The organism is Nocardioides sp. Soil_C_8 (assembly GCF_057656315.1).
The window spans coordinates 26,481-50,334 of the sequence record NZ_JBDGKQ010000001.1; the positions used below are offsets into that span (position 1 = coordinate 26,481).

At 71.9% G+C, this 23,854-nt stretch carries 25 protein-coding genes; 7 read left to right on the plus strand and 18 right to left on the minus strand.

The features are described from left to right. Nucleotides 1-16: 16 nt before the first annotated feature. The 3 genes from AC3A3L_RS00135 to AC3A3L_RS00145 all read right to left on the minus strand — a co-directional run bounded on the left by AC3A3L_RS00135 (nt 17) and on the right by AC3A3L_RS00145 (nt 2,486). On the minus strand, nt 17-610 hold the full coding sequence (locus AC3A3L_RS00135; protein WP_487638003.1) for a hypothetical protein: 594 nt from the start codon (nt 608-610) through the stop codon (nt 17-19). An 81-nt stretch (nt 611-691) separates the two neighbouring features. After that, entirely contained in the window at nt 692-2,092 is a 1,401-nt protein-coding gene (locus AC3A3L_RS00140) for a glycine--tRNA ligase (protein ID WP_487638004.1), read from the minus strand. A 64-nt stretch (nt 2,093-2,156) separates the two neighbouring features. Further along, entirely contained in the window at nt 2,157-2,486 is a 330-nt protein-coding gene (locus AC3A3L_RS00145; RefSeq protein WP_487638005.1) for an antibiotic biosynthesis monooxygenase family protein, read from the minus strand. 63 nt (nt 2,487-2,549) lie between these two features. Here AC3A3L_RS00145 and AC3A3L_RS00150 point away from each other — a divergent pair, with 63 nt between their 5' ends. The 4 genes from AC3A3L_RS00150 (at nt 2,550) to AC3A3L_RS00165 (ending at nt 5,766) form a co-directional block, all read left to right on the plus strand. After that, entirely contained in the window at nt 2,550-3,497 is a 948-nt protein-coding gene (locus AC3A3L_RS00150; protein WP_487638006.1) for a metal ABC transporter substrate-binding protein, read from the plus strand. Then, on the plus strand, nt 3,494-4,303 hold the full coding sequence (locus AC3A3L_RS00155; protein ID WP_487638007.1) for a metal ABC transporter ATP-binding protein: 810 nt from the start codon (nt 3,494-3,496) through the stop codon (nt 4,301-4,303). Before AC3A3L_RS00150 ends, AC3A3L_RS00155 begins: the two co-directional genes overlap by 4 nt. A gap of 61 nt (nt 4,304-4,364) precedes the next feature. Then, on the plus strand, nt 4,365-5,369 hold the full coding sequence (locus AC3A3L_RS00160; protein ID WP_487638008.1) for a metal ABC transporter permease: 1,005 nt from the start codon (nt 4,365-4,367) through the stop codon (nt 5,367-5,369). Beyond that, nucleotides 5,356-5,766 (plus strand): Fur family transcriptional regulator, encoded by a 411-nt coding sequence (locus tag AC3A3L_RS00165; protein WP_487638009.1) that lies wholly within the window; start codon nt 5,356-5,358, stop codon nt 5,764-5,766. The genes AC3A3L_RS00160 and AC3A3L_RS00165 overlap by 14 nt, the downstream gene beginning before the upstream one ends. Here the strand turns inward: AC3A3L_RS00165 and AC3A3L_RS00170 are convergent. Both AC3A3L_RS00170 and AC3A3L_RS00175 read right to left on the minus strand, forming a co-directional pair. Then, entirely contained in the window at nt 5,763-6,554 is a 792-nt protein-coding gene (locus AC3A3L_RS00170; RefSeq protein WP_487638010.1) for an isoprenyl transferase, read from the minus strand. The genes AC3A3L_RS00165 and AC3A3L_RS00170 overlap by 4 nt on opposite strands. A 54-nt stretch (nt 6,555-6,608) precedes the next feature. Beyond that, a complete protein-coding gene (locus AC3A3L_RS00175) occupies nt 6,609-7,571 on the minus strand; it encodes a hypothetical protein (RefSeq protein WP_487638011.1) in 963 nt (320 codons plus the stop codon). Nucleotides 7,572-7,784: 213 nt separating this feature from the next. Here AC3A3L_RS00175 and AC3A3L_RS00180 point away from each other — a divergent pair, with 213 nt between their 5' ends. Next, on the plus strand, nt 7,785-9,209 hold the full coding sequence (locus AC3A3L_RS00180) for an HNH endonuclease signature motif containing protein (protein WP_487638012.1): 1,425 nt from the start codon (nt 7,785-7,787) through the stop codon (nt 9,207-9,209). Nucleotides 9,210-9,360: 151 nt separating this feature from the next. Here the strand turns inward: AC3A3L_RS00180 and AC3A3L_RS00185 are convergent, their stop codons facing one another. The 5 genes from AC3A3L_RS00185 to AC3A3L_RS00205 all read right to left on the minus strand — a co-directional run bounded on the left by AC3A3L_RS00185 (nt 9,361) and on the right by AC3A3L_RS00205 (nt 14,676). Beyond that, on the minus strand, nt 9,361-10,242 hold the full coding sequence (locus tag AC3A3L_RS00185) for a DUF6461 domain-containing protein (RefSeq protein WP_487638013.1): 882 nt from the start codon (nt 10,240-10,242) through the stop codon (nt 9,361-9,363). Between the two features lie 68 nt (nt 10,243-10,310). Then, the gene (recO, locus tag AC3A3L_RS00190; RefSeq protein WP_487638014.1) at nt 10,311-11,039 is read right to left on the minus strand and encodes a DNA repair protein RecO; all 729 of its coding nucleotides are present in this window, start codon (nt 11,037-11,039) and stop codon (nt 10,311-10,313) included. Nucleotides 11,040-11,093: 54 nt separating this feature from the next. Further along, nucleotides 11,094-11,972, minus strand: a complete 879-nt coding sequence (locus AC3A3L_RS00195) for an alpha/beta fold hydrolase (protein ID WP_487638015.1) — start codon at nt 11,970-11,972, stop codon at nt 11,094-11,096. Between the two features lie 26 nt (nt 11,973-11,998). Next, nucleotides 11,999-13,726 carry a 2-isopropylmalate synthase gene (gene leuA / locus AC3A3L_RS00200; protein ID WP_487638016.1) on the minus strand — a complete coding sequence of 576 codons (1,728 nt, stop codon included), beginning with the start codon at nt 13,724-13,726 and terminating at the stop codon, nt 11,999-12,001. A 191-nt stretch (nt 13,727-13,917) separates the two neighbouring features. Next, nucleotides 13,918-14,676 (minus strand): class I SAM-dependent methyltransferase, encoded by a 759-nt coding sequence (locus AC3A3L_RS00205; RefSeq protein ID WP_487638017.1) that lies wholly within the window; start codon nt 14,674-14,676, stop codon nt 13,918-13,920. A 46-nt stretch (nt 14,677-14,722) separates the two neighbouring features. On the opposite strand from AC3A3L_RS00205, the gene AC3A3L_RS00210 reads away from it, so the two are divergent. Both AC3A3L_RS00210 and AC3A3L_RS00215 read left to right on the plus strand, forming a co-directional pair. Continuing rightward, a complete protein-coding gene (locus AC3A3L_RS00210) occupies nt 14,723-15,208 on the plus strand; it encodes an NAD(P)H-dependent oxidoreductase (protein WP_487638018.1) in 486 nt (161 codons plus the stop codon). Next, the gene (locus tag AC3A3L_RS00215) at nt 15,205-16,026 is read left to right on the plus strand and encodes a septum formation family protein (RefSeq protein WP_487638019.1); all 822 of its coding nucleotides are present in this window, start codon (nt 15,205-15,207) and stop codon (nt 16,024-16,026) included. Before AC3A3L_RS00210 ends, AC3A3L_RS00215 begins: the two co-directional genes overlap by 4 nt. Before the next feature lie 3 nt (nt 16,027-16,029). On the opposite strand, the gene era is transcribed toward AC3A3L_RS00215, so the two are convergent. The 8 genes from era to AC3A3L_RS00255 are packed head-to-tail and all read right to left on the minus strand — an operon-like array spanning nt 16,030 to nt 23,783. Further along, nucleotides 16,030-17,073, minus strand: coding sequence for a GTPase Era (gene era / locus AC3A3L_RS00220; protein ID WP_487638020.1), 1,044 nt, complete (start codon nt 17,071-17,073; stop codon nt 16,030-16,032). Next, nucleotides 17,066-17,842 carry a siderophore-interacting protein gene (locus tag AC3A3L_RS00225; protein WP_487638021.1) on the minus strand — a complete coding sequence of 259 codons (777 nt, stop codon included), beginning with the start codon at nt 17,840-17,842 and terminating at the stop codon, nt 17,066-17,068. Before AC3A3L_RS00225 ends, era begins: the two co-directional genes overlap by 8 nt. Nucleotides 17,843-17,862: 20 nt before the next feature. Then, on the minus strand, nt 17,863-19,167 hold the full coding sequence (locus AC3A3L_RS00230) for a class I SAM-dependent methyltransferase (protein ID WP_487638022.1): 1,305 nt from the start codon (nt 19,165-19,167) through the stop codon (nt 17,863-17,865). Then, a complete protein-coding gene (locus AC3A3L_RS00235; protein ID WP_487638023.1) occupies nt 19,164-20,537 on the minus strand; it encodes an FAD-binding oxidoreductase in 1,374 nt (457 codons plus the stop codon). Before AC3A3L_RS00235 ends, AC3A3L_RS00230 begins: the two co-directional genes overlap by 4 nt. A gap of 58 nt (nt 20,538-20,595) precedes the next feature. Further along, the gene (locus tag AC3A3L_RS00240; protein ID WP_487638024.1) at nt 20,596-20,937 is read right to left on the minus strand and encodes a cytidine deaminase; all 342 of its coding nucleotides are present in this window, start codon (nt 20,935-20,937) and stop codon (nt 20,596-20,598) included. 14 nt (nt 20,938-20,951) lie between these two features. Beyond that, nucleotides 20,952-22,268, minus strand: a complete 1,317-nt coding sequence (locus AC3A3L_RS00245; protein WP_487638025.1) for a hemolysin family protein — start codon at nt 22,266-22,268, stop codon at nt 20,952-20,954. 1 nt (nt 22,269) lies between these two features. Next, on the minus strand, nt 22,270-22,731 hold the full coding sequence (ybeY, locus tag AC3A3L_RS00250) for an rRNA maturation RNase YbeY (RefSeq protein ID WP_487638026.1): 462 nt from the start codon (nt 22,729-22,731) through the stop codon (nt 22,270-22,272). Then, nucleotides 22,728-23,783, minus strand: a complete 1,056-nt coding sequence (locus AC3A3L_RS00255; protein WP_487638027.1) for a PhoH family protein — start codon at nt 23,781-23,783, stop codon at nt 22,728-22,730. Before AC3A3L_RS00255 ends, ybeY begins: the two co-directional genes overlap by 4 nt. Between the last annotated feature and the right edge of the window lie 71 nt (nt 23,784-23,854).

Consider the following 23,854-nt stretch of genomic DNA (forward strand, 5'->3'; position numbering starts at 1 on the left):
TCGGGCGCGGCCCAAATCAGCCGGGCTCCTTCACCTCGCCCGTCCACGAGATCGGGTCGTAGCCCTCGGTCGGCTCGAACACCAGGTCACGGGCCCGACCGCCGCCGGGGACCAGGTAGACCAGGCACATCTCGGTCTCGTCGCCCGGCTCGAACGGCTCGGGCAACGGACCGCTCTGGCAGGCGGCGAAGTCGCCCCCGAGCGTCCACGGCGCGCCGAGCGTGCCCGCGGTGTCGCGCAGGTAGAGCGGGACGTCCTGGCCGCCGAGGTCGGACTCGCCGGTGTTGGCGACGCTCACCGTGGCGAAGTAGGGCCGAGCCCGCCCCGTCGTCGCCTCACTCGCCCAGCCGTCGAAGACGGACCTCCGCTGCTCGGCGACCTCGTCGACGCTCAGCTCGAGCTCCCCCACGAGGTCGGTGGTGGGCTTCCACACGAGGGTCGCGGGCTCGCCGTACCCGAGCTCGGTCCCGGGCTCGGTCCCGGGCTCGGTGCCCTCGTCCACGGCAGCTGTCGCCGTGCTCGTCGGCTCGACCTCCGCGTCGGGCTCCCCGCCCCCGCATCCCGCCACCGGCAGCGTCAGGGCTGTCGCGAGGAGCAGGGGCCGCCACATGACGCCATCATGGCGCAGAGGTCTCGTGACGGTCGCTGCGCGACCTCCTCGACCAACGGGGTGCGAGAGCACCCGGTGCGATCAGCAGCCGAGCAGCTTCCCGGCGAAGTACTGCGAGATGCCGTCGAGGCTGACCCGCTCCTGCGACATGGTGTCGCGCTCGCGCACGGTGACCGCGTCGTCGTCGAGGGTCTCGAAGTCGACTGTCACGCAGAACGGCGTACCGATCTCGTCCTGACGGCGGTAGCGGCGGCCGATGGCGCCGGAGTCGTCGAACTCGACGTTCCAGTTCTGGCGAAGCTCGGCCGCGAGCGCCTTGGCCTTGGGCGAGAGGTCGGCGTTGCGGCTGAGCGGGAGCACCGCGACCTTCACCGGCGAGAGGCGCGGGTCGAGCTTGAGCACGACGCGCTTGTCGACGCCGCCCTTGGTGTTGGGCGCCTCGTCCTCGGTGTAGGCGTCGATGAGGAACGCCATCAGCGACCGCGTCAGGCCGGCCGCCGGCTCGATGACGTAGGGCAGGTAGCGCTCGTCGGCGGCCTGGTCGTAGTAGGACAGGTCCTTGCCGGAGTACTCGCTGTGCTGCTTGAGGTCGAAGTCGGTGCGGTTGGCGATGCCCTCGAGCTCCTCGAAGTCACGACCGGAGAACCCGAAGCGGTACTCGATGTCGGTCGTGCCCTTGGAGTAGTGCGACAGCTTCTCCTGCGGGTGCTCGTAGTGGCGCAGGTTGTCGGGGTTGATGCCGAGGTCGACGTACCAGCGGGTGCGCTCCTCGATCCAGTAGCGGAACCACTCCTCGTCCTCGCCGGGCTTGACGAAGAACTCCATCTCCATCTGCTCGAACTCGCGGGTGCGGAAGATGAAGTTGCCGGGCGTGATCTCGTTGCGGAAGCTCTTGCCCATCTGGGCGATGCCGAACGGCGGCTTCTGGCGGCTCGAGGTCACCACGTTGGCGAAGTTGAGGAAGATGCCCTGCGCAGTCTCGGGCCGCAGGTAGTGCAGGCCGGACTCGTCCTCGATCACGCCGAGGTAGGTCTTGAGCATCATGTTGAAGTTGCGCGGCGGGGTCCACGCGTTGCGGGTGCCGCAGTTGGGGCAGGCGATCGAGTCGTTGATGTCGACCGTGTCGGGGTCGTCGATGCCCTTCTTGGCGGCGTAGTCCTCCTGCAGGTGGTCCTCGCGGAACCGCTTGTGGCACGACTGGCACTCCACGAGCGGGTCGCTGAACGTGCTGAGGTGGCCGGAGGCCTCCCACGTGCGGGTCGGCAGGATGACGCTGGAGTCGAGGCCGACGACGTCGTCACGCCGGGTGACCATGAACTTCCACCACTGGCGCTTGATGTTCTCCTTGAGCTCCACCCCGAGCGGGCCGTAGTCCCAGGCCGACTTCGTGCCGCCGTAGATCTCACCGCAGGGGTAGACGAAACCTCGGCGCTTGGCGAGGGAGACGACGTTGTCCAGGGCGGTGGGAGCGGGCTTGGCCACGGTGCAGGTCCTTCAGGTGTGGGCAGGTCGGGCCGGCTGGCTGCCGGCTCGGAGAAGCGAGCGGTCAGCCTATCGAGCGGGGCTGCGCCTCGTTGAGGTCGGTCCCCTCCTCGACCACCTCGTACGCGCTGGGCTCGTCGAGCGCGTGGACCATCAGCGGCTGGACGTGCATCTTGCCCTCGTACGACCCCAGCGCGCGCCGGTACGAACCGACGTTCTCCCACCGCGTGGTCAGCACCCAGAGCGTCGGGTCGTCGACGTTGCGGCCGACGTCGCCCCCGACCCAGCCGGGCTTGGCGGCCAGGATGCCGAGAGCCTGCAGAAGTCCGGCGCGCAGCTCGCCCTCGGCGGCTGCGTCCTGCGAGGGCGTACGGAGGCGGGTCACGACGAGCACGGGCGCCAGCCTAGTCCGGGCCGAGTTTGACAACCGTTCTCAAACAGCGTGAGAATCGTTCTCATGTCGTCCGTCGCTCGCTCCCTTCCCGTCACCGCCGGCCTCGTCGCCGCCACCGTCCTCCTTGCCGGCTGCGCGGCGCTGGGTGACGACTCGTCCGGAAGTGGTCGCCGGGCAGTCGCGTCGTTCTACCCGCTGGCCTGGGTGACCGAGCGGGTGGCGGGCGACGACTGGACGGTCGAGAACCTGACCCAGCCCGGCCAGGAGCCGCACGACCTCGACCTCAGCATCGCGCAGACGGCAGCGCTCGAGGAGGCCGACCTCGTCGTGCTGGAGGAGGGCTTCCAGCCGGCCGTGGACGCCGCTGCGGAGAACACCGACGCGGACGTCGTCGACGCCGCCGCGGTCGTCGACCTCATGCCCGCCACCGAGGACGCGCACGACCACGAGCACGAGGGCGAGCACGCGGAGGAGGAGGGCCACGACCACGGTGACCTCGACCCGCACTTCTGGCTCGACCCGCTGCTCGTGGCCGACTTCGCCGACGCGGTCGCCGACGAGCTGGCCCAGGTCGACCCCGAGCAGGCGCAGGCCTACGCCGACAACGCGGCCGACCTGCGCGCCGACCTGGAGGCGGTCGACGAGGAGTACACCAGCGGCCTCGCGTCGTGCGAGCGCTCCGCGACGGTGGTGAGCCACCAGGCGTTCGGCTACCTCGCGCGCTACGGGCTCGAGTTCGAGCCGATCGCCGGCCTCTCCCCCGACGCCGAGCCGACCGCCGCCGACCTCGCCCACCTCCAGGAGCTCATCACCGAGGAGGGCGTGACGACCGTGTTCTCCGAGCGGCTGGTGAGCCCGAAGATGGCCGACACCCTGGCCGACGACATGGGCGTGACCAGCGCGGTGCTCGACCCGATCGAGGGCCTCTCGGACGAGACGTCCGACGAGGACTACCTTTCCCTCATGCGAGAGAACCTCACCGCCCTCCAGCAGGCCAACGGTTGCTCGTGACCTCGTCCGACCCGTCCGCACCCGTCGTCCTCGACCAGGTCTCCGTCCCGATCGGGGGCCGGCCGGTGCTGCGCGACGTCGACCTGACCGTCCGCAGCGGTGAGGTGGTGACGCTGCTCGGACCCAACGGATCGGGCAAGTCCACCCTCGTGCGCGCGGTCACCGGCCTGCTCCCCCACACCCGCGGCACGGTGCTGCTCTTCGGCACCCCGATCGAGCAGTTCCGGGACTGGCCGCGCCTCGGCTTCGTGCCGCAGCGCTCCTCGGCCGCCGGCGGCGTCCCGGCCACGGTCCGCGAGGTCGTCGCCTCGGGACGGGTCGGTCGCCGTACGCTCCTGCGACCCTCGGGGTCGGCGGACCGGGCGGCCGTGCAGTCCGCGCTCGAGGTCGTCGGCCTGGCCGACCGGGCGTCGTACGGCGTCTCGCAGCTCTCCGGCGGCCAGCAGCAGCGCGTCCTCATCGCCCGGGCGCTCGCAGGCGAGCCCGACCTGCTCGTCCTCGACGAGCCCACCGCCGGCGTCGACCTCCCCAACCAGCAGGCCCTCGCCGACGCGCTGGGGCGCCTCAAGGCCCGCGGCGCGACGATCCTGCTCGTCGCCCACGAGATCGGCCCGATGATGCCGCTCATCGACCGGTCGGTGGTCATGCGCGACGGCCGGGTGGCGTACGACGGCCCGCCGCTCACCCAGGAGGTCGCCTCGCACACCCACCACGCGCACGACCACTCCTCCGACGGGCACGGGAGCCACGACCACGTCCCCCACGTCGCCTCGCCGCTCGACTTCGAGCGGAGGAACCGGTCATGAGCACCCCACGACGTTCTTCTCCTCCGCTTCGCTCCTCCGAACAACGCCGCAGGGACCCCGCATGACGTTCCTCGACCTCTTCTCGCTCGGCTTCATGCAGCGCGCGTTGATCGCCGCGCTGCTCACCGGGCTCGCCGCGCCGGCGATCGGCACCTTCCTGGTGCAGCGACGCCTCGCGCTGCTGGGCGACGGCATCGGGCACGTCGCGGTCACCGGTGTCGCCATCGGCCTGCTGACCGGCACCTCGCCCACCTGGACGGCGGTCGTCGTGGCCGTGCTCGGCGCGGTGCTGATGGAGCTGATCCGCGAGCGCGGCCACACCAACGGAGACGTCGCCCTCGCGCTCCTCTTCTACGGCGGACTGGCGGGCGGCGTGCTGATCACCGGTATCGCCGGCGAGGGTGCCGCGACGCTGCAGGCGTTCCTCTTCGGCTCGCTCAACGCCATCTCGGTCGAGGACGTGTGGTCGACGATCGTGCTGACCGTGGTCGTGCTGACGGTCACCCTCGGCCTGCTCCCCCAGCTCTTCGCCGTCTCCAGCGACCCCGACTTCGCGCGCGTCGCCGGCCTGCGCGTCCGGACGTACAACCTGCTCATCGCCGTCCTCGCCGCCGTCAGCATCACCGTCGCCATGCGCACCGTCGGGCTGCTGCTCGTGTCCGCCCTGATGGTGGTGCCGGTGGCGACCTCCCAGCAGGTCGCGCGGTCGTTCCGCACGACGCTGGTCGGGGCGATGCTCGTCGGCTGCGTGGCTGCCGTGGGCGGCCTCGTGCTGAGCGCTGCGCTGTCGTTCCGGGTCACCGTCGCGCCGGGGCCGACGATCGTGCTGCTGGCACTGGCGATGTTCGCTGCGACGTGGCCGCTCGGCGTGTGGCTGCGCCGCCGCAGCGAGCTGATGGCACCCTTCCCCGAGGTCACCGCGACGCCGCACCGCTCCACCGTCGAGCACCCGCACGAGCACGGTGAGGCCTGCGGGCACCCGGCGGTGCCGCACGGGGACCACGTCGACTACGTCCACGACGGGCACCGGCACGCCGTACACGGAGAGCACTATGACGAGCACTGACCCCGGGGCCCCGCGGCCCTCGGTCCGGCCGACCCGGCAGCGCCGCGCGGTCGCCGCTGCCCTTGCCGGCTTCGACGACTTCCGCAGCGCGCAGGAGATCCACGACCTCATCCAGCAGCAGGGCGAGTCCGTCGGTCTCGCGACCGTCTACCGCACGCTGGCGACGCTCGCCGACGCCGGCGAGGTCGACATGCTGCGCAACGAGGACGGCGAGGCCATCTGGCGCAGCTGCTCCGACACGCACCACCACCACCTCGTGTGCCGTACGTGCGGGGCGACGGTCGAGGTCGAGGGACCGGCGGTCGAGCGGTGGACCAGCGCGATCGCGACCGAGCACGGCTACGCCGACATCAGCCACACGCTGGAGATCTTCGGGACCTGCCCGGCCTGTCGCTAGGTCTGCTGCGGGGTCTGGTTGGGGACCGCTCCGCCGTAGCGGCGGTCGCGGCTGGCGTACGTCTCGATCGCCGACCAGAGGTGCCGCCGGTCGACGTCGGGCCACAGCACGTCGGTGAAGACCATCTCGCTGTAGGCCGCCTGCCACAGCATGTAGTTGGACAGCCGCTGCTCCCCCGACGTGCGCCACACCAGGTCGGCGTCGGGCAGCTCGGGGACGTAGAGGTGGCGCGCGAAGACCTTCTCGTCGATCTTGCCCGGGTCGAGCCGCCCGGCCGCGACCTCACGGCCGATCGCGCGGGCCGCGTCGGCGAGCTCGGCCCGGCCGCCGTAGTTGACGCACATCGTCAGGGTGAGGACGTCGTTGTCCTTCGTCATCTCCTCGGCGACCTGCAGCTCCCTGATCACCGACTTCCACAGCCGCGGGGCGCGACCGGCCCAGCGCACGCGCACGCCCAGGTCGTGCATCTCGTCGCGGCGACGCCGGATCACGTCGCGGTTGAAGCCCATCAGGAAGCGCACCTCGTCGGGCGAGCGCGACCAGTTCTCGGTGGAGAAGGCGTAGGCGGAGATCGCCTTCACGCCGATCTCGATCGCCCCCTCGACGACGTCGAACAGCGTGTGCTCGCCCTGCTCGTGCCCCTTGGTGCGCGGCAGCCCCCGCTCCTTCGCCCACCGGCCGTTGCCGTCCATGATGATCGCGACGTGCTCGGGAACGAGGTCGCGCGGGACCTCCGGCGGCGTCGCGCCGCTCGGGTGCGGGGTCGGCGGCTTCACCTGTCGCTTCACGGGAACAGACTAGGTCGCGTGGCGGGTGCAGCAGCCGAGAGGCGGCGCCCCGGGTCACTCGGTCTGCCGCGCCACGACCACTGCCACCCCGGCGGCCACCAGCATGAGCAGCCCGAACAGCCCGACCAGCTTCAGCACCTCGACCGTGCCCCACCGGCCGCCCGCCCGGAGGTTCATGTCCTCGGCCCCCATCGGGCGCAGCGCCCACGCCTCGCCGTCCTCGTCACTCGGTGGGCCGACGTCGACCGATCCCGGCATGTCGCCGTCCATCCACGAGTGCATGAGGTCGTTCGTCAGGTTCCATAGCGCCTGGTCCGCGTCCAGGTCGTCGGGGTGCTGCCCGACGGCCGAGAGTGCCATCGGGCGCGAAGGCAGCTCGTCGCACAGCCCGGTGCGGGACGGCGGCCGTTCGTCGCGCGGTGGGCCGGCGGCAGCGGAGCCGGCTGCTCCTCCGTCCCCCGGTCCGCCGACCGTGTCGCTGCCTGCCCCGCCACCGGCACCGGGCTCCTGCGGCGCGATGGAGGGCTGGTCGGACGCGACGGCAGCGTCGACGGACCCGGCCCCCGCTTCGCCAGCTGGCTCCGTGGCCGGTTCGGTGGCCGGCGTCCTTGCCGGTGCCTCGGCCGGTTCCTCGGCCGGTTCGTCGTCACGGTCGTCGCGCTGACGCACCACTGGTTCGACGACCTTGACCACCGGCTCCGTCGCCTTGCCGGCCCCCGGCACGGACGTGACGGTCTGCTCGACCTGGGCGACCGCAGGCTCCACGACGTTCTCGACGACCGGCTCGACGGCTCCCTGCACGGGTTGCGGGACCGCCGACTGGGCCGCCTCGACCGCCGGCTGCACGACGGGCTGGGTCGCACCTGCGACGGCGCCGGTGACGTCACCGAGGAGTCCGCCGTCGCCGGCATGCGCGCCCGGAGCAGCGGACAACGACAGGGCCACCGTGGCAGCGGCCAGGACGGCGCCTCGGCCCAGCCGTCGTCGTGGGCGTGGTGAGCGCGTCTGCTTCGTCATGATGATCGCCTCCCGGAACAGCCGTCTTGCCCGGGCCGGGTGTGGCCCTCAGGCTCTTGCCGGGCCAACGAGGTCCGGTGCCGGGCGGGTACGCGCGCGAGAGTGGTTCGCAGGACTTTCCCCAGAATGTGGTGCCTGCGGAGCGAGCTGGGCGGCTCTGTCGTGGTGTCGCGTGCACGCCTGGTGTCGGTGGTCGCCGATACAATCGAACACATGATCGAGCCGCTGGCAGGCTGCGGAGCCGGTGAGGTCGAGGACCTCACCGCCTCCGGGTTGCTGCGTGCGATCCGGGCCCGACGTCTCGACGAGGAGCGCGCGGCGGCCGACCAGCTGGTCCTCGCCGCTCGGTGGGCGGACCTGCACCCGCCGGAGTCGATCCACGACGCGGCTGCGTTCGTGGTGCCCGGGTCGGAGCACGAGGAGCCGATCGCGGGCGTGGGTGCGCCGCTGGTGGCGGAGTTCTGCCTCGCCGAGCTCGGCGGGGTGCTCGGGGTCTCGACAACGGCGGCGAAGAAGCTCGTCGGCCACGCCCTCGAGCTGCGCCACCGCCTCCCGCGACTGTGGGACCTCGTCCAGGCGGGCCGGGTGCCGGCGTGGCGTGCCCGCGCGGTCGCGGAGGTCACCATCCACAGCGCTCCGGCCCTGACTCGTGACGCGGCGGCGTTCGTGGACGCGCAGGTCGCGGCGGTCGCGGGGAGGGTCGGGCCGGCGCAGCTGGACCGGCTCGTCGCGGAGGCGATCAAACGCTACGACCTCGCCGACGCCGATCCGGCCGCGGACCCGGAGGACGGCTACCTGTCGGTCGACCCCCGCCACGTCACCATCCACGACGACGACGTCCACTTCGCCGGCACCATGCGGATCGAGGCCGAGGTCGACATCGCGGACGCCCTGGACCTCGACCGGGCCCTCGCGCGGGGTGCCGAGGTGCAGAAGGCGCTGGGGTCCGCGTTGTCCGTCGGCGCCCGCCGGGCCAAGGCCCTCGGCGACCTCGCCCGCACCCAGACCGCCCTCGACCTCCACACCCAGGAGGCCGGGGCGGGTGCCGACCGTGAGCGCCTGCCCGCCGCCCGGGAGATCGTCCTCCACGCCCACTTCGACGCCACCCTCTCCGGAGACACCACGGTCTTCGGTCCCACCGGTCGGATGGAGCAAGGCCAGCGGCTGATCCTGCTCGACCAGATCCGCGACTGGTGCGGCGACTCCCGCACCAAGGTCACCATCAAGCCGGTCATCGACCTCAACGCCCAGCTTCAGACCGATGCGTACGAGGTCCCTGACCGGATCCGCGAGCAGATCATTCTGCGCGACCGGACGTGCGTGTTCCCGTGGTGCACCCGTCCCGCGCGGGGCTGCGACATCGACCACGTCACCGAGTTCGACCCCGACGCCGCAGCCGAGGGTCGACCACAACCCGGCCCGACCGCGTCGTGGAACCTCGCGGCCCTGTGTCGGTTCCACCACCGCCTGAAGACCCACACCGCCTGGCACTACGAGATGACCGAGCCCGGAGTCTTCGAGTGGACCAGCCCCCACGGCCACACCTACCGACGCGACCGCACCGGCACCACCGCGATCGAGCCATCAGCGGTCGATCCACCCGACCCGCCCGACATCCCGCGACCGCGCCGACCATGACCCCGCCCCACACCCCGCCACCCACCAGGTAGCGGGGCCACAGGCACGTCCAGTCACGCCCAAGCACGATCGCCGTCTCGACACCCCTGCCCGGCCGGGCGGAGTGCGACAGCCCGGGACGGCCCGGGCGATCGCCGTACCCGAACGCGGCTCAACCGTCCTCCGCTGCACCCCACGGCAGCGGGACGGCGTACCAGCCCGTCTCCCCCTCCATCTGCCGTGCGGCCGGGTCGGCGCGCACGCCCGTGACCTTCTCGGCCATGGCCATGCCGACGGCGGTCCAGCTGGCAGTCTCGACCAGCGGGCCGTCGGGGTCGACCCAGGCGAGGCGGGCGAGGTCACGGACCTCAGCGGGGATCTCGTCGATGCTGTCGACGAACGCGTACTCGAAGGCGTCGAAGACGACCTGCCCGTCACGCGCGTAGCCGAAGCGCGTCATCGCCTCGACGTTGTCCGTCACGACGGCGCTCGCGGCGCCATCGCGGGAGAGCTCGGCGAGCAGGCGCCTCGGCGGATCGGCGAAGCCCGACTGCTCCCAGGCGACGACCCCGTCACCCACCTGCAGGAACGTGTACGCCGAGGAGTCCGCGCCCACGAAGTCCCGCCGCCTCGCGGGTGTGGGGTCCGGCCCGAGCAGCCGCAGCCTGGCCTCCTCGACCGTCATGGGTGCAGCGACGATCCACGTGCCCTCCCCGAGCGGTGCGCTGAGGTGGTGGTCGACGAGGGCCCTGTCGGCAGCCGACAGGGCGGCCAGGTCGGCCCCGATCTGGGTGTCGTCCAGCTCCGGGGGCTCGACGCTCGGTGGCGGCGTCGGGACCGGCGTCCCGGTCGGCGGTGACTGCGCCGCCGAGCCTCGGAGCTCGAGCCTCGACGCGATCTCCTCGTCGTCCTCGGGATCCCAGGGCGAAAGCTCCATCGTGACGTCTGCCTGGTCCGACGCAGAGTCGGGCGACTGCTGGTCACCGCAGCCGACGAGGCCGAGGAGGACCGGCAGAAGACATCCGGCCATCCCACGCCGTCCCCATGCACGCACGCGCGAAGTCTCTCGGCCGGGGCGCCGCTGCGTCCACGGATTCATCGATTCGGCCGGCGCCCCACCGCTCAGCGCTCGACGTACGCCATCGAGCGGAGGCCGCGCTCGAGGTGCCAGGCGAGGTAGGCCGAGACGAGGTTGCTCGCCTCGCGCAGGTGGCGCGGCTCGGCGGCGTGAACGACGGGCCAGTCACCGACGAGGAGCGCACCGAGCAGGCGGACGGTCTCCGTGGCGGGGGTCGCCGACCCCGGCAGCTTGTCGGAGGCGCAGAGGACGCCACCGGCGGACGGGTTGAAGAAGCGGTGGGGACCCTCGACGCCGCACTGCACGCAGTGGTCGAACGACGGCGCGTAGCCCGCGACGGACAGCGATCGCAGCAGGTAGGAGTCGAGGACCTGCTTGGCGGGGTGCTCGGCACCTGCCATCGCGCGCAGGCCGCCGACGAGCAGCAGGAACTGCTGGACCGCCGGCTCCTTCTCCTCGGTGACCAGCCGCTCGGCGGTCTCGAGCATCACCGTGCCGGCGGTGTAGCGGTCGTAGTCGAGGCCCAGCCGTGCGTGGAACGGGTCGAGCGTCTCGGCCTGCGTGATCACGTCGAGGCTGCGCCCCTCCGCGAGCTGGAGGTCGACGTGGGTGAACGGCTCGAGCCGCGAGCCCCAGCGGGACGTCGTACGACGCACTCCCTTGGCAACCGCGCGCACGCGACCGTGCTGACGCGTCAGCAAGGTGATGATGCGGTCGGCCTCGCCCAGCTTGTGGGTGCGGAGCACGACCGCCTCGTCGCGGTAGAGGGGCACGGGGTCATTCTCCCCCACCGGGCCCGTGCGGGCCGGTACGGGCGGGGTGCGGCGTCAGCGTTTCCCGGTCCTGGCCTTCGACGTCGCCCTCCTCGTCGACGCCCGCTCCTGCCAGCACTCGAGCGCGAAGTCGGCGGCCGCGGCGGTCAGCCGCTCCGGGCGGAAGCGCCACTCGAGGATCGAGGTGGCCCGCTCGAGACGGACGTGGGGCAGCTCCTCGGCCAGCATGTCGGCGTCGACGAAGGGGTGGATGGGGTCGATCGGGTGGCCGACCAGGAAGACCGGCGCCTCGATGCGGCGGCGCTGGCTGCGCGACGGGGCGAGGCGGCCGAAGATCACCCCGTGCAGGACGGAGGCGATCGAGTCGGCCCGGTGGTCGACGGTGTCGAGGCAGATGCCGGCCCAGAACGGGACGATCCCGCGCGGCACGGACCGGGCGAGCCGTTGCAGCGTGTTGGCCGTGACCGGGACGTAGCGCGCCGCGAGCATGATCGGCACGAAGGCGAGGATCCCGGCGACCAGTGCGTTGTTGAGCACCGGCATCTCGACGATCAGGCCCTTGACGCGCTCGGGCGCGATGACCGCCACCTCCAGCGAGACGTTGGCGCCCAGCGACGTGCCTCCGATGACGGCCTGCTCCGCGCCGAGGTGGTCGAGCAGTGCGACGACCTGCTCGCCGAACGACGTCATCGAGTAGACCAGCGGGTCGGCCGGCTGGTCCGACCGACCGTGGCCCAGCAGGTCGAGCGTGACCACGTGAAGCCCCTGCGCCGCCATCGCGCGGGCGAGCGGCTGCTGCATCCGGCGCGGCATCAGCAGGCCGTGCAGCAGCACCACCCAGTCGTCACCCGAGCCGTACTCGGTGTACTCGAGCCGGTCGCGCCCGCCGTCGGACTCGACGAAGAACTGTCCGATCCGCTCGCTGACCAACATGGACCGAATGTAGCGCCGCCTCGCGCTCAGGCGCGGTTGAGCGCGCTGATGACCGCCTTGAGCGACGCGGTGACGATGTTGGCGTCGAGGCCCACGCCCCACAGCACCTTCTCGCCCACGGCGCACTCGACGTAGGCCGCTGCGATGGCGTCGCCGCCCGACGACAGCGCGTGCTCGTGGTAGTCGAGGACTCGTACGTCGTGGCCGACCGCGGCGATCGCATCGACGAACGCTGCGATGGGGCCGTTGCCCTCGCCGGTGAGCTCGCGGCGCTCGCCGTCGACGTAGACCCCGACGGTGAGCTGGTCCTTCTCGCCGGCCGCGCTGGAGGTGTGCACCGAGTTGAGCTTCAGCGGCACCTCGCGGTCGAGGTACTCCGATCGGAAGACCGACCAGATCTCCTCGGGCGTGATCTCGCCGCCCTCGGTGTCGGTGCGCTGCTGCACGACACGGCTGAACTCGATCTGCGCGCGACGCGGCAGGTCGAGCTTGTGCTCGGACTTGAGGACGTAGGCCACACCGCCCTTGCCGGACTGGCTGTTGACGCGGATGACCGCCTCGTAGGTGCGCCCGACGTCCTTGGGGTCGATCGGCAGGTACGGCGCCTCCCACGGCAGCTCGCCGACGTCGACGCCGAGCGCGGCGGCCTTCCTGTCGAGGTCCTCCAGGCCCTTCTTGATGGCGTCCTGGTGGGAGCCGGAGAAGGCGGTGTAGACGAGGTCGCCCGCGTAGGGGTGGCGGGGGTGGACCGGGAGGTTGGTGCAGTACTCGACGGTGCGGCGGACCTCGTCGATGTCGCCGAGGTCGACCTGCGGGTCGATGCCCTGGCTGAACAGGTTCATGGCCAGGGTGACCAGGTCGACGTTGCCGGTGCGCTCGCCGTGGCCGAAGAGGCAGCCCTCGACGCGGTCGGCCCCGGCCATCAGCCCCAGCTCCGTGGCGGCGACAGCGGTGCCGCGGTCGTTGTGCGGGTGCAGGCTGACGGCCGAGTGCTCGCGGCGGGTCAGGCCGCGGCCGAAGTACTCGATCTGGTCGGCGTAGGTGTTCGGGGTCGACATCTCGACGGTGGCCGGCAGGTTGAGGATGATCTCGCGACCGGCCTCGGGCTGCCAGACGTCGGAGACGGCCTCGCACACGCTGAGCGCGAAGTCGGTGTCGGACTGGGTGAAGATCTCCGGGCTGTACTGGTAGCCGAAGTCCTCGCTGCCGACGAGCGCGCCGAGGCGCTCCTCGGCGTACTTCATCACCATCTCGGTGCCGCGGACGGCGATGCTGCGGCACTCGTCGGGGGTGACGTTGAAGACCACGCGCTGGAAGAGCGGGGCCGTCGCGTTGTAGAGGTGGACCGTCGCGCGGGGGGCGCCGACCAAGGAGTCGATGGTGCGCTCGATCAGGTCCTCACGGGCCTGGGTCAGCACCGAGATCTGTACGTCGTCGGGGATGCGGTCCTCCTCGACGAGCTTGCGCACGAAGTCGAAGTCGGTCTGGCTGGCGCTGGGGAACCCGACCTCGATCTCCTTGTAGCCCATCGACACCAGCAGCTCGAACATCGTGAGCTTGCGGGCCGGCGTCATCGGGTCGATCAGCGCCTGGTTGCCGTCGCGGAGGTCGGTGGACAGCCAGCGCGGCGCCTTCTCGACCTTCTTGGTCGGCCACGTGCGGTCCGGCACGTCGACGGGCACGAACGGCGTGTAGCGGGCGAACGGCATCGGGCTGGTGCCCTGCTGGTTGGCGGTGTTGCTCAGGTTGGTCATGAGGTCCTGGTCTCCTGCTGATGTGCTGCTCGGGTGCGAAGGGCGACCGGCACGCGCCACACTCCGCAACGAGGGGGCCGGGTTCAGGCCTCGCTGCGGCGGCGAAGGAGGAGAAGGCTGCGCATCATGACGCGACCAGAGTAGCCCGCGACGGCCCGAGCCGCCCCCGGTCTCCCGCTGGATGAGACGGGTCAGGCCCGCCCGCGACCGGCCCAGGCCACCGCGGTGAGGTCGAACGGGCCGTCGCCGAGGTCGCGCCGCAGCGCGGCCTCGACCTGCTGCCGCCGCTCCGGGTCGAGCGACGCGACGGCTTCGCCGGCCGGCCCGACGCCGTGGAGGTAGGGCTGCCACCACTCCTCGAAGGTCGGGTGGGTGACCGTGACCGCCAGCTCGGTGACCTCGACGTCGCGCAGCGCGGCGCCCTCGAGGATCGAGACCAGGCTCTCGCGCGAACCGCCCTGGAAGTCGGTCTCGTCGGGCTGCTCGGGCGCGACCTCCGCGAAGGCGGTCCACAGCGGCGCCATGGGCGCGCGGGACCCGGCGAGGTCCCACACGGTTGCTCCGACCCAGCCGCCCGCCTTCGTCACCCGCTTCATCTCCGACATCCCCCCGACCGGGTCGGTCATGAAGTGGACGACCAGGCAGGCGCCGGTGACGTCGAACGAGCCGTCCTGCCACGGCAGCGACTCCGCGGTGCCCTGCTGCACGTCGACGCCGGGGAACCTCGACCGGCACGACTCGACGAACGGCGCCGAGGGGTCGATGGCGGACACGTGGTCGGCGCCCAGACGCGCGACCAGCGGAGCGGTGAGCGCACCGGGCCCGCAGCCGACGTCGAGCGCCCGCTGCCCGGCGCCCACCTCGAGCAGGTCGGCGAAGCGGGCCGCGAGCGGCTGCGAGTAGCGACCCATGAACCGGTCGTAGGCCTCACCCGCCACCTCGAAGCTCACGGCACGACGGTACGCCGCTCACGGGACCGTGAGTAGCCTCGGCTCCGTGCCGCGCCTGCTCATCGTCCACCACTCGCCCACGCCCTCGGTGGCCGCGCTGACCGATGCCGTCGTGGCCGGCGCCTCCGACGAGGCGATCACCGGCGTCGACGTCCTCGTCCGTCCGGCGCTCGAGGCCGATGCGGACGACGTGCTGGCCGCGGACGGCTACGTGCTGGGGACCCCCGCGAACTTCGGCTACATGAGCGGCGCGCTCAAGCACTTCTTCGACTCCATCTTCCTCCAGGCGGGCGGCGCCCTCACCGACGACGGATCGGCCGCGATGGCGGAGGGCGGCCGCAAGCCCTTCGGGCTCTTCGTGCACGGCCGGTACGACACGACGGGGGCCGTGCGCTCCGTGCAGTCGATCGTGGGTGCGCTGGGGTGGCGACAGAGCGCGCCGGTCCTCGAGGTCCTGGGCGACGTGGGCGCGGCGGAGCGCGAGTCGGCGTACGAGCTGGGCGCCACCGTCGCGGCCCTGGTGATGCCGTGAGAGGGGTCCTCGCGACACTCGCGAGCCTTCTCGTCGCAGCCGTCCTGCTGCCGGCCTGCACCTCGCCCACCGGCGCACCCGCCGACGACACGGCGCCCTCGCCGTCGGCGTCCGCCAGCCCCGCCGAGACGCCCACCGCGGACCCGGGTCCGACGCCCGAGGTCGGCGAGTGCCACGCGCTGACGATGCGCCAGGCCGTCGCCGTGGTCGGCCGCACCGCACCGGTGGCGTGCCGCCGCCCGCACACCGCCCAGACCTACTTCGTCGGCACGCTCGACCTCACGACGAAGGCCGGCTTCACCCGGCGCGTGGACTCGGAGGCCGCCCAGCGTCAGATGAGCCGCGCCTGCACCGGCCGGCTCCCCCGGCACCTCGGCCGTACGCCGCGCGAGCTGAGGCTGAGCATGGTGCGAGCCGTCTGGTTCGGCCCGAGCCAGGCGCGGGCCGATGCCGGGGCCGACTGGTTCCGCTGCGACATCGTCGCCGTGGCGTCGCCCGGCACGTTGATGCGCCTCCCGCGGCGGACGAAGGGGTGGGACGGCCCGGCGATGTGCGCGACCGCTGCGCCCGGAACCCCCGGGTTCCGGCGGGTGACGTGCGGCGCGAAGCACGCGTGGCGGGCGGCCGCCACCGTGGACATCCCCGGCCGGAAGCTGCCCGCACGGGACGCCGTCGCCGCGCGGATGGACCCGGTCTGCCGCGACGTCGCGGCGGGTGCCACCGACGACCCGCTGGACTTCAGCTGGTCGCAGGAGAGCCCCACGCGCGAGCAGTGGGCTGCCGGCCAGCGCTACGGCATCTGCTGGCTGCCGGCCTAGGTCTCAGAAGCCGAGCTTGCGCAGCTGGCGCGGGTCGCGCTGCCAGTCCTTCGCGATCTTGACCTGCAGGTCGAGGTAGACCGGCGTGCCGAGCAGCGCCTCGATCTGCTTGCGGGCAGCCGTGCCGACCGAGCGCAGGCGCGAGCCCTTGTGGCCGATCATGATCCCCTTCTGGGAGTCGCGCTCGACGTAGAGGTTGGCCACGATGTCGAGCAGCGGCTTGTCGTCGGGACGCCCCTCGCGCAGGCCCATCTCCTCCACCACCACGGCGATCGAGTGCGGCAGCTCGTCGCGCACGCCCTCGAGGGCGGCCTCGCGGATCAGGTCGGCGGCCAGCGCCTCCTCGGGCGCGTCGGTGAGGTCGCCGTCGGGATAGAGCGGCGGCCCCTCCGGCAGCAGCCCGACGAGCAGGTCGGCGAGCAGGTCGACCTGGTCGCCCGCCACGGCGGAGACGGGCACGATCTCGGCCCACTCGGTGGCGGTCTCCTCGCCCAGCGCGGCGATGTCCATCAGGTGGGTCGCCAGCTGCTCGGGGGTCACCAGGTCGGTCTTGGTGGCGACCGCGATACGCACCGTGCGGCGCACCTTGGCGAGCTCGGTGACGATGAACCGGTCGCCCGGCCCGATCTTCTCGTTGGCGGGGAAGCAGACGGCCACCACGTCGACCTCCGCCCACGTCGTGCGCACGAGGTCGTTGAGCCGCTCGCCCAGGAGCGTGCGGGGACGGTGCAGTCCGGGGGTGTCGACCAGGATCAGCTGGGCGTCGTCGCGGTGGACGATGCCGCGCACCACGTTGCGGGTGGTCTGCGGCTTGGACGACGTGATGACGATCTTCTGCCCCACGAGCGCGTTGGTCAGCGTCGACTTGCCCGCGTTGGGACGGCCGACGAACGACGCGAAGCCGCTGCGGTAGCCCTCCGGTGCCTCGTAGAACGCGGCCGCGGGCGCGACGCCGGACAGGTCGAAGTCGTCGTCCAACTCGTCGTCGTCGAGCTCGTCGTCGTCCAGCTCGAGCTCGGCGTCCGGCTCGTCGTCGTGGTCAGCCATCGCTCGTCTCCCTGGCAGCGTCGTAGTCGGCCCAGATCTGCTCGTCAGTCTTGCCCGCCGCCTTGCCCGCGCGCCAGATCGGTCCGGGGTCGACTGCGCGTGGCTGCCGGGCGGCCGTGGCCCGCCAGTAGCCCATGACGTCGTAGTGGCTGGTCGGCAGGCCCACCTCGCGCATCAGGTGCTTGCGGATCGCCCGCATCTGGGCGGACTCGCCGGCCATCCAGAAGTAGCCCTCGCCCTGCGGCCACTCGATGCCCTCGACCACCTCCGCGAGCGCGCTCTGCCCGGGCGCCGGCGGGGCCAGCCAGGTGACGTCGACGCCGGCCGGCAGGTAGCCGGCCAGGTCGTCGGGGACCTCGGCCATGACGCGGGTGGACAGGTCGGGTCGGGACTCGGCGATGCGGGCCATCGCGGGCATGGCCGTCAGGTCGCCGACGAGCAGCAGCCAGGACGCCCCCGGGGGCGGGGCGAACGAGGCCTTCGGCTCGGTGATCGTGACGGTGTCGCCGACGCAGTCGCGCATGGCCCACTCGGTGACGAGCCCGACGTCGTGGACCACGACGTCGAGGGTCAGCTCGTGACCGTCCCACGAGCGCACTGTGTAGTAGCGGCTCTGGAACTGGCCGGGCACCACGAGGCCGACCCACTCGTCGGGGATCCCGGTCGAGGTGAAGCCGTCGATGTCGCCCAGCACCAGCCGGACGAGGTGGTCCGAGAGCGGTTCGCGGCGACGTACGGTCGCCTGGAACTGGGCTGCACGGGTGCTCACCCGACGAGGTTATCGGTGGCTCACCAGTCGGGACGCATCGGGAAGTCGGAGCTGCCGTCGTCGTGGTTGCGGGTCGCGAGGACCTGGTGCAGCTCGACCTCGTCACGCTCGAAGCCGATGCGCGAGCCGGCGATGTAGAGGCCCCACACGCGGGCCGTCCCCTCCCCGACCTCGGCCACGCACTCGTCCCAGTGCTCGACGAGGTTGCGGTTCCAGTCGCGGAGCGTCGCGGCGTAGTGGAGGCGCAGGTTCTCGCTGTGCTGCACCTCGAGCTCCTGGTCCTGCGCGGCGCGGATGATCGTGCCCGAGCCGATCAGCTCCCCGTCGGGGAAGACGTAGCGGTCGATGAAGTGGCCGGTCTCCGTCCGGCGGTTGTGCCGCCGGGTGATGGAGTGGTTGAGCAGGCGGCCGCCGGGCCTGAGCCGGTCGCGGAGGTGGCGGAAGTACGCGGGGTAGTTGCGCACGCCGATGTGCTCGGTGAGGCCGATCGAGCTGACGGCATCGAAGCCGGACTCCACGACGTCGCGGTAGTCGAGATGGCGCACCTCGGCCAGGTCGCCGAGGCCCTCGCGGTCGATCGCGTCCTTGGCCCACTGGGCCTGCTCGAGCGACAGCGTCACGCCCAGGGCGCGTACGCCGTGCTCGCGGGCGGCGTGGCGGACCATGGTCCCCCAGCCGCAGCCGACGTCGAGCAGGCGCTGGCCGGGCTGCAGGTCGAGCTTGCGGCAGACGAGCTCGAACTTCGCCGTCTGCGCGTCCTCGAGGGTCGCGTCGGGTGTCTCGTAGAGTGCGCAGGTGTAGGCCATCGACGGGCCGAGCACCATCTCGTAGAACCGGTTGGAGACGTCGTAGTGGTGGGAGATCACCTCGGCGTCGCGCGTCATCGAGTGGCGCAGGCCCTCGACCGCCCGGCGCCACCGCGGCAGGTGCTCCTGCGGGGGCGGGGCGGGCGGGCGCAGGTGGGACAGGCCGAGGCTGCGGGCGATGTGCACCGCCTCGGACGGCGCCGGCACCCGGAACTTCGTGTGGTCCTTGAGCAGCACGAGCGCGTCGTAGGGGTCGCCGGGGTGGACGCCTGACAGGTCGAGGTCGCCGCTGACGTAGGCCCGCGCCATGCCGAGGTCGCCGGGCGCCGTCATCAGGTACGCGAGCCCGCGCTCGTTGAGCAGCTGCATCCCGACGTCCGCGCTCGGCGGCCCTGCACTGCTCCCGTCGTAGGCCGTGAAGTGCAGAGGCAGTCCGCCCCTCACCAGCCGGTCCATCGCGTCGCCGATCGTCAGGCGTGGCGCACCGCGTCGCGAGCCGGGGTCCGTGTGGAAGGTCATCGTCGTTGCACCACCTTGTCGTAGAGGGACGTCAGCCGGTCGTCGGGATCGTGGGCGGCCTTGACGGCGGCCAGGTGCTGGCCGCCGTAGAGGCGGTCGAACTCCTCCGGCGCGTAGAAGGCCTCGGAGTAGAGGCTCTTGTGGCCACCGAGCTCGGAGACCTTCGCCTCGATCGCCCGGTTGCGCGGGGACGTGGGTGCGTCGGGACCGACGTTGACGATGCCCCAGAAGCCCACGTTGACGTAGGTCGTGGCCGCGCTGAGCGGGTAGCCGGGCCACGGCCGGTCGCCGGAGCCGTCCGCACCGCGGCGCAGCCGCAGCGGGCACAGCCACACCGGGCGCATGCCGACCTCCCGGTCGAACCAGGACAGGAACTCGGGGAGCCGCTCGACCGGGACCTCGACGTCCTGCACGACGCGCTCGCCCTGGGCTCGACCGGCGCGCCGGTCGAGCCGGTCGGCGACGCCGAGGCGGCGGTCGAGCGCGACCAGCTTCCAGTAGACGTCCGAGCGCCGCAGCCGCCGCGGCCAGACGCGCCGCACGAGCGGGTGCTGTGCGCCGAAGGCGCGCGAGCACCAGAACCAGTCGGTGTCCCAGCGCCAGAGGTAGTCGTTGATCGTGAGCCGGTCGGTGCTGCGCTGCTGGAGCGAGCGGTAGAAGACCTGCTGGCCCGCGTAGTCGCTCGTCGGACCGGGGGCGTCGGTCCAGCGCGCGAGCGTGAGGTAGAGCTCGTCGGGGGCGAAGGCGACGCCGTCGACTGCGTCGACGCTCTCCCCCGCCCAGGCCCGCTCGTCGACCACGCGGGCGACGGCCTCGGCGAGCGAGGCCGCGTCGGGGAATCGGACGTGCCGGAGCTCGACGTACGGCGGCACCTGCTCGAGCTCGATCCGCAGCCGGGTGGCGTAGCCGAGGGAGCCGTAGGAGTTGGGGAAGGCGTCGAAGAGCTCGTCGCCCGGCTTGGTCGTGACGACCTCGCCGGCCCCGGTGAGCACGTCCATCTCGAGGACCGACTCGTGCGGGAGGCCGTTGCGGAAGCTCGTCGACTCGATGCCGAGGCCGGTGACCGCGCCCCCGAGCGTGATCGTCCTGAGCTGGGGCACGACCAGCGGGATCCGGCCGTGCGCGAGGGTCACCTCGACGAGGTGCTCGTAGGTGCACATCCCCTGCACCTCGGCAACGTCGCCGTCGACCTCGACGACACCGGTCAGCCCCGAGACGTCGAGGCCGACCCGGGACTCCGACCGGCCGCGGAAGAGGTTGCTGGTGCGCTTGGCCAGCCGCACGGGCGCACCCGGCGGCAGGGCGGCGTAGGACTCCCTGAGCCTCGCCTCCCCGGCAGCATGCTGCTCGCGACCAACAGCCGTTCGCACGTCTCCACGCTAGCGATCCCGGGCCGCTCGCGCGAGCAGGTTGCGGTCGAGCCGGCTCTCAGGTGGCCAGCGAGCGGGCGATGGCGCCGCGCGCGTCACCGAGGTGCACCGGCACGCCGGTGCCGGCGAAGTCACGGACGGCGGCGAGGACGGGCTCGCCGTCGGCCAGCACCACAGCGGCCTCCAGACCGGCCGAGCCGGACGACACCGCCATCGCCACGCACACGTCGAGCGCCGACAGGTCGAGGTGCTCGAGACGCACGCTGGCGGCGGCGTAGGTGCGGCCGTCGAGGTCGCGCACCGCGGCGCCCTCGTCGGCGCGCGCCCGCGCACGCGTCGCGCGGGCGAGGGTCACCAGCTTGGCGTCCTCGGCACTGAGGTCGACGGCGTCGTTGCTCATGCGAGCAACCCTAGTCAGCGGCCGGCGGAGCCGATCGGGGCGTCGTCGTCCGTGGCGTCGGACTCCGGCGCGAGCACCGTCACCAGGACGGTCTCGATCTTGTTGCGTCGTCCGGTGGCGCGCTCGGCCTCGAGCCGGAGCCCGTGGCACTCCACCACCGAGCCGGGCAGCGGGACCTTGCCGAGGTGCTTGGCCATCAGCCCGCCGACGCTGTCGACGTCGTCGTCCTCGACGTCGAAGCCGACCAGCTCGTCGAGGTCGTCGACCGGGTAGCGCGACGACACCCGGATCGCGCCGCCGTCGAGGTGCTCGACCTCGACCTCCTCGGCGTCGTACTCGTCGGTGATCTCGCCGACGATCTCCTCCAGCACGTCCTCGATCGTGATGAGCCCGGCGGTGCCGCCGTACTCGTCGACGACCACGGCGATGTGCTGGCGCCGGGCCTGCAGCTCGGTGAGCAGCGCGTCGACGGGCTTGGAGTCGGGGACGTAGTGCACCGGCCGCATCACCTCGTCCACGCGCTGCGTGAACTCGACGTCGGGGGCCTCGAAGTCACGGCGGACGAGGTCCTTGAGGTAGGCCATGCCGACGATGTCGTCGAGGTTCTCGTCGATGACCGGGATGCGGGAGTATCCGCTGCGCAGGAAGAGGGAGAGCGTCTGGCGGATGTTCTTGTGGCGCTCGATGTAGACGACGTCGGGGCGCGGGACCATCACCTCGCGGGTGATCGTGTCCCCGAGCTCGAACACGGAGTGGATCATCTTGCGCTCGCCGGACTCGATGATCGCTCCGGCCTCGGCGAGGTCGACGAGCTCGCGCAGCTCGGTCTCCGTCGAGAACGGGCCCTCGCTGAACCCCTTGCCGGGCGTGATCGCGTTGCCGAGGAGGATCAGCAGCGCCGGGATCGGGCCGAGGATCGTCGTCACGAGCGACAGCGGACCCGCCGACGCCAGCGCCACGCGCACGTCGTGCTGGCGGCCGATGGTGCGCGGCGCGACGCCGATCACGACGAAGGACACGACCAGCATCACGCCGATCGTGGTGAGGAAGGTCGGGACGGGCGAGCCCTGGTAGGCGTCGCGCGCCCATGTCGCGACCAGCACGATCGCGCTGATCTCGCACAGCAGGCGCATCAGCAGCGCGGTGTTGAGGTAGCGGGCCGGGTCGTCGAGGAGTTTGACCAGGCGCACGGCACCGGGCCGGCCCTCGGCCTTCAGCTCCTCCGCCCGGGCGCGCGAGAAGCCACCCAGGGCGGCGTCGGCGGCCGAGAAGAGCCCGGCGAGGACGACCAGCAGTGCGGCCGAGCCGAGCTGCCAGATGTCGGCGGTCATGTCAGGCAGGCTCGACCGACGCGCGCCACTTCTCCAGCAGCTCGCCCTGCAACCCGAACATCACCGCGTGCTCCTCGGGCTCGGCGTGGTCGTAGCCGAGGAGGTGCAGGATGCCGTGGACGGTGAGCAGGTCGATCTCGGCCTCGCGCCCGTGACCGGCCTCCTCGCCTTGCCGCTCGGCCACCGCCGGCGACAGCACCAGGTCACCGAGGACGCCCTCCTCGGGCTCCTCGTTGACCTTGCCGGGGCGCAGCTCGTCCATCGGGAAGGCGAGCACGTCGGTCGGGCCCTCCTTCTCCATCCACTGGCCGTTGAGCTCGGCGATGGTGTCCTCGTCGACCGCCTTGATGCACAGCTCGGCCTGCGGGTGGACGCGCATCTGCTCCATCACGAAGCGCGCGAGCCGGGAGAGACGGCGTACGTCGAACTCGAGGCCCGACTCGTTGAGGACCTCGATGCTCATCGCTGGCTCCGCGGGCCGGTGGTGCTCTTGGGTCCGGACTTCGGCTTCGACCTCGCACCGTCCTGCGTCCGGGCGTCGAAGACCTCGTAGGCCTCCACGATGCGACCGACGAGGCGGTGGCGTACGACGTCGGTGCCGGTGAGGCGGCAGAAGGAGATGTCCTCGACGCCGTCGAGGATGCCCTCCACGACCCGCAGGCCCGACTTCGTCCCGGACGGCAGGTCGACCTGGCTGGTGTCGCCGGTGACGACGATGCGCGAGCCGAAGCCGAGGCGGGTGAGGAACATCTTCATCTGCTCGGGCGTGGTGTTCTGCGCCTCGTCGAGGATGATGAAGGAGTCGTTGAGCGAGCGACCTCGCAGGAACGCCAGCGGGGCAACTTCGATGGTGCCGGCGGCGAGCAGCTTGGGGATCGTCTCGGGGTCGACCATGTCGTGCAGCGCGTCGTAGAGCGGCCGCAGGTAGGGGTCGATCTTCTCGCTGAGCGTGCCGGGCAGGAAGCCGAGCCGCTCCCCTGCCTCGACGGCGGGACGGCTCAGGATGATCCGGTTGACCTCCTTGGCCTGCAGCGCCTGCACGGCCTTGGCCATCGCCAGGTAGGTCTTGCCGGTGCCGGCCGGACCGATGCCGAAGGTGATCGTGCTCTTGTCGATCGACTCGACGTAGCGCTTCTGGTTGAGCGTCTTCGGCCGGATCGTGCGACCCCGGTTGGACAGGATGTTGAGGCTCAGCACGTCGGCCGGGCGCTCCTGCGTCTCGGTGCGCAGCATCTGGATGATCCGCTCGACCGTCTCGCCGGTCACGCCCTGGCCGGTGCGGACCAGCGTCACGATCTCGTCGAGGAGGCGCTCGGCGGTGGCGACCTCGGCCGACTCGCCGGCGAGCGTGATCCGGTTGCCCCGGACGTGGACGCTGGCGTCGAAGGCCCGCTCGATCAGCCGGAGGTGCTCGTCACCCGGGCCCAGGACGGAGACCATGTCGATGCTGTTGGGGACGACCACGGTGTGGGTCGGTCGCTCCTGGGGGGAGCCTGGCTGGTTCGTCGCAGTCATGGATGCCCGTGCGGGCGGCCTTCCGGGTCGGTGGTAGAGCCCCACCATGCTACCGAGCCGTCGGCGTACGG